Annotated in this window: 3 protein-coding genes and 3 pseudogenes; 4 read left to right on the top strand and 2 right to left on the bottom strand. The window is 66.0% G+C overall.

From position 1 onward, the window contains the following. From ACFWUY_RS40785 to ACFWUY_RS40775, 3 genes and pseudogenes are all read left to right on the top strand, one after another. Positions 1–224: integrase core domain-containing protein (locus tag ACFWUY_RS40785; protein ID WP_384121884.1), on the top strand; the 224-nt coding region annotated here is incomplete at its 5' end. 166 nt (positions 225–390) lie between these two features. Further along, positions 391–576: pseudogene (locus tag ACFWUY_RS40780) on the top strand (IS630 family transposase); the annotation flags it as partial. A 93-nt stretch (positions 577–669) separates the two neighbouring features. Further along, a pseudogene (locus ACFWUY_RS40775) lies at positions 670–1,257 on the top strand (transposase); the annotation flags it as partial. Positions 1,258–1,293: 36 nt separating this feature from the next. On the opposite strand, the gene ACFWUY_RS40770 reads toward ACFWUY_RS40775, so the two are convergent. Together ACFWUY_RS40770 and ACFWUY_RS40765 are read right to left on the bottom strand one after the other, a co-directional pair. Continuing rightward, complete coding sequence (locus ACFWUY_RS40770; protein ID WP_384121882.1) at positions 1,294–1,656, bottom strand: transposase; 363 nt, start codon at positions 1,654–1,656, stop codon at positions 1,294–1,296. Next, entirely contained in the window at positions 1,653–2,837 is a 1,185-nt protein-coding gene (locus ACFWUY_RS40765; protein WP_384121880.1) for an ISL3 family transposase, read from the bottom strand. The genes ACFWUY_RS40770 and ACFWUY_RS40765 overlap by 4 nt, the downstream gene beginning before the upstream one ends. A 116-nt stretch (positions 2,838–2,953) precedes the next feature. Here ACFWUY_RS40765 and ACFWUY_RS40760 point away from each other — a divergent pair. Continuing rightward, positions 2,954–3,667: pseudogene (locus ACFWUY_RS40760) on the top strand (IS256 family transposase); the annotation flags it as partial. Positions 3,668–3,775 lie beyond the last annotated feature (108 nt).

Here is a 3,775-nt window from a genome sequence, read left to right as displayed (position 1 = left end):
GCGCGGACAACGCACTCGCCGAGTCCTTCAACGCGACCTTCAAACGCGAGACCCTGCAAGGACGAAAGAGCTGGCCAACCGAGCGTGAGGCCCGACTCGACGCCTTCCGATGGCTCCACCGCTACAACACCCGACGCCGACACTCCCGCCTCGGACAACGATCACCGATCGCCTTCGAGAACGCACTCCACTTCACGCCAACTACGCTGGCACCAGCCGCATAACCCGTGTCCAAGATTCGGGGTCAAGGCCCCAGGTCCCGGCCCGACGCGCCATGGAACGGGACGACGACGCGGTTGCCGGGTGGGTCAAGGAGGTGTGGCCCTGCGTGGAAGAATCGCGGCGGCCCGTGGGGCCTGGCTCGTCTTCGAGGACGAGGCCGGTTTCTCCATGACGCCGCCGCAGGCCAGGACCTGGTCACAGCGCGGCCGCACTCCAGTGGTGCGAGTCCGCGGCCGGTTCCGTGGACGCATCTCCATCGCAGCATTGACCTGCTACAAACCCGGCCACCGCTCCCGGCTGATCTACCGGCCCCGCCGCGACGACGGCAACCGCGACGGACGCAAGAGCTTCTCCGTAAGTTGTTGGGCGGCCCGGGAGGGCCGGGTGTGGCTCAAGAGCTTCTGCCTTGGGACTGTAAAAGAAACGGTGTAACTCCGATCATGGAGGATTGCACCTGTGGCCAGCGAGAACATAGCCGTACCGTCCGAGGCGGAGGCCGCGTCGGCGGGCGTGGATGACCGGTTCCTGAACGAGCTCGTGGCCTGTGCTCAGGCCGAGGGCTTGCAGCTGACCGGCGAGGGCGGGCTGCTCCAGCAGCTGACGAAGCGGCTGCTGGAGTCCGCCCTCGAGGGGGAGATGACGGACCATCTCGGCTATGACCGGCACGATCCCGCGGGCAAGAACGGCGGCAACTCGAGGAACGGCAAACGCTCCAAGAGGGTCGTCACGGACGTCGGCCCGGTCGAGATCGACGTGCCGCGGGACCGAGAGGGGGCGTTTGAGCCGCAGATCATGAAGAAGCGTCAGCGCCGTCTGACCGGGGTGGATGAGATGGTCCTGTCGCTGTCGGCGAAGGGCCTCGCCCACAGCGAGATCTCCGCCCATCTGGCCGAGGTCTATGGAGCCGAGGTCTCCAAGCAGACCATCTCCACGATCACTGATTCGGTGAGGGAGGGCATGGCCGAATGGCAGGCCCGCCCCCTCGACCGCGTCTACCCGGTCGTCTTCATCGACGCCATCCACGTCAAGATCCGGGTTCTGTCGACGATCTTGTGATCCGGATGGTTCTGCTCATCGTGCAAGCAGGACTCGTTTGCGAAGGAGATCGAGGCTGGCCCGGCCGAGCATCTGGCGTTTGAGCATCTTCAGCCGGTTGATGTTGTCTTCGACCGCGCCGGAGCTGTGCGGCAGGGTCAGTCCGTTGCGAACGGCGTCGATGTCGCGGCGGAGGTTGCGGGCGAAGGAGCCCAGCGGCGCGAGAGTGTCCTCCTCGGCATTGACGATCCATTCCTCGAGGCGGTCGCCGTGGCGGCCGGTCATCATGGTGGCGAACCTCCGGACGTGGAGGGTGAGCCGGTCCAGGTCCGCATCGTGGCCCCGCAGGCGGTGCAGCTTGTCGGCCTCATCGTCTTTGAGGTGTTCGGGGTGAGTCATGCTCCAGGAAGTGACTTCGCGGACGGAGGGGGGTTTCGGTCCTGGGTCAGGGGCGTGTCCCCGACCGTCGCGGTAACGGCGAAGATAGCGCAGGACGGCCAACTCCCCAACCGGATAACCAAGTTCTTTGATTCCCGGTAGAGCTGGGTGGCTTTTCTGATGCCTTCGTTCCAGCGCTGGTGGAGGTAGCCGGTATAGGGGTCGACGACGTGTGCACGCTGGAGTGTCTTGGCGATCACGTCGTCGGCTGATCGGACGTTGACGAACTTGCGGACGGTTGCCTGGTGCAGCCCGAGTTTCCTGCCGATCGCGGCCTTCGGCAGTCCCTGTTCCCACAGCTCGCGGACAGCGGCGTGCTGGTCGCGCATCCGGGTGACGATCTTCAGTTCCGACAGCGACTGGACCACCTCCGGCACGGTGGCCGAGGACCCAGGGGCGGGTTCGGCTCCGGGGTGCGCTTCGGCCAGGCGTGAGCGGTGGGTGTTCACCGTTTTCTCCACCGCCTGGCCGAGGTTCTGCCACAGGTGGAATCGGTCGGCGACCTGCTCGGCCTGTGGCGCCCCCAGGCGTGCTCCTTCGCTGTAGCTGCTGGAACGGTCCCGGCAGATGACCTTGATTTTGGGGTGTTCACGCAGCCAGGCGGCCAGGTCCTCACCGTCACGGCCGTCGAACAGGTGGAGGGGACGGTGGGTGTCCATGTCGATCAGCACGGTGCCGTAGTGCCGGCCCCTGCGGAAGGCGAAGTCATCCACGCCGAGCACCTCCACGTCACCGGTGTCCGGGTCGGGCAGTGCCCGGACCACCCGTAACAGCGTGTCCCGTCCCACCCGGACGCCGACGTCGGCCGCCATGCGTACTCCCGCCCGCCCGGCCAGGGCCAGGCCGATTCGCGCCAGCACCCGGCGAAGCAGAGGGGTATAGCGGCTGTGGGGAGTCGTGAGTCCTGCGATCTGCTCGGCGAACGTCACCGCGGTGCACTCGGGGTTCTCACAACGGAACCGGCGGACACATATCTCGATCACGACACCGAGACCGCTGACGGCGACATCACGCAGCCGCCGCACATAGCGGCCGTGCACCCGCCCAGAACTCCGGCCGCACCCGCAGATCGCGGCCGCAGTCCGCACCCGAGCTTTCAACACCACCACGTCCGGGCGTCTGCCGACTTCTTCGATCAGCAACGCGGACAGGTACGGGAACAGCTCCAGAAGAGCGTCATGAGAGCACGCAATGCATGATCGCGAACATGCGGAACCGCCTGCATGGCCGTCCGGATCACAAGATCGTCGACAGAACCAAAATCCGCGACGGCCAGGTCGCTAACCGCCCCATCTATATGGCTCTCGCGGTCACGGCCGAAGGCCACCGCGACATCCTCGGGCTCTGGGTCGGCGGCGAGGAAGGCAAGGGCACCAAGCACTGGCTCCGGGTTCTGACCGAGTTGAAGAACCGTGGCGTCGAGGACGTCTTGATGCTGGTCTGCGACGGGCTGAAGGGCCTGCCCGACACGGTCGGCGAGGTCTGGCCCCAGACCGTCGTCCAGACCTGCGTCGTTCACCTGCTGCGGGCGTCGTTCCGCTATGCCGGCCGCCAGGACTGGGACAAGATCGCCAAAGCACTGAAGCCGGTCTACACGGCTCCGACCGAGGATGCGGCGACCTCCCGGTTCCTCGAGTTCTGCGAGGAATGGGGCGGCAAGTATCCGGCGATCGTCCGGTTGTGGGAGAACGCGTGGGCCGAGTTCGTCCCGTTCCTGCAGTTCGACACCGAGATCCGCCGGATCGTCTGCACCACCAACGCGATCGAGTCCGTCAATGCCAGGATCCGCCGGGCGGTCAGGGCCCGTGGCCACTTCCCCTCCGAGAACGCGGCTCTGAAGTGCGTCTACCTCGCGGTGATGTCCCTCGACCCAACCGGCACCGGCCGCAAACGCTGGACCACCCGCTGGAAGCGAGCCCTCCAGGCCTTCGACATCGCCTTCGACGGACGCCTCACCAACAACCGAATCTGAGCCTACAGACCAACCCAGTGAGCCTCTTTCATCCTGGGTAGTTGCAGGTCAGCAGCGTGTGGACGGCTTGGACGATGGTGCCGATGCGGCGGGTGGAGCATCTGGCTC

Origin of the sequence: Streptomyces sp. NPDC058664 (assembly GCF_042716635.1) — a bacterium.
GTDB lineage: Bacteria > Actinomycetota > Actinomycetes > Streptomycetales > Streptomycetaceae > Streptomyces.
This window is presented reverse-complemented; position numbering and strand designations above follow the sequence as displayed.

Coding starts and splice junctions, on each gene's coding strand:
- ACFWUY_RS40770 (WP_384121882.1), bottom strand. CDS start 1,656: ATGACTCACCCCGAACACCTCAAAGACGATGAGGCCGACAAGCTGCAC.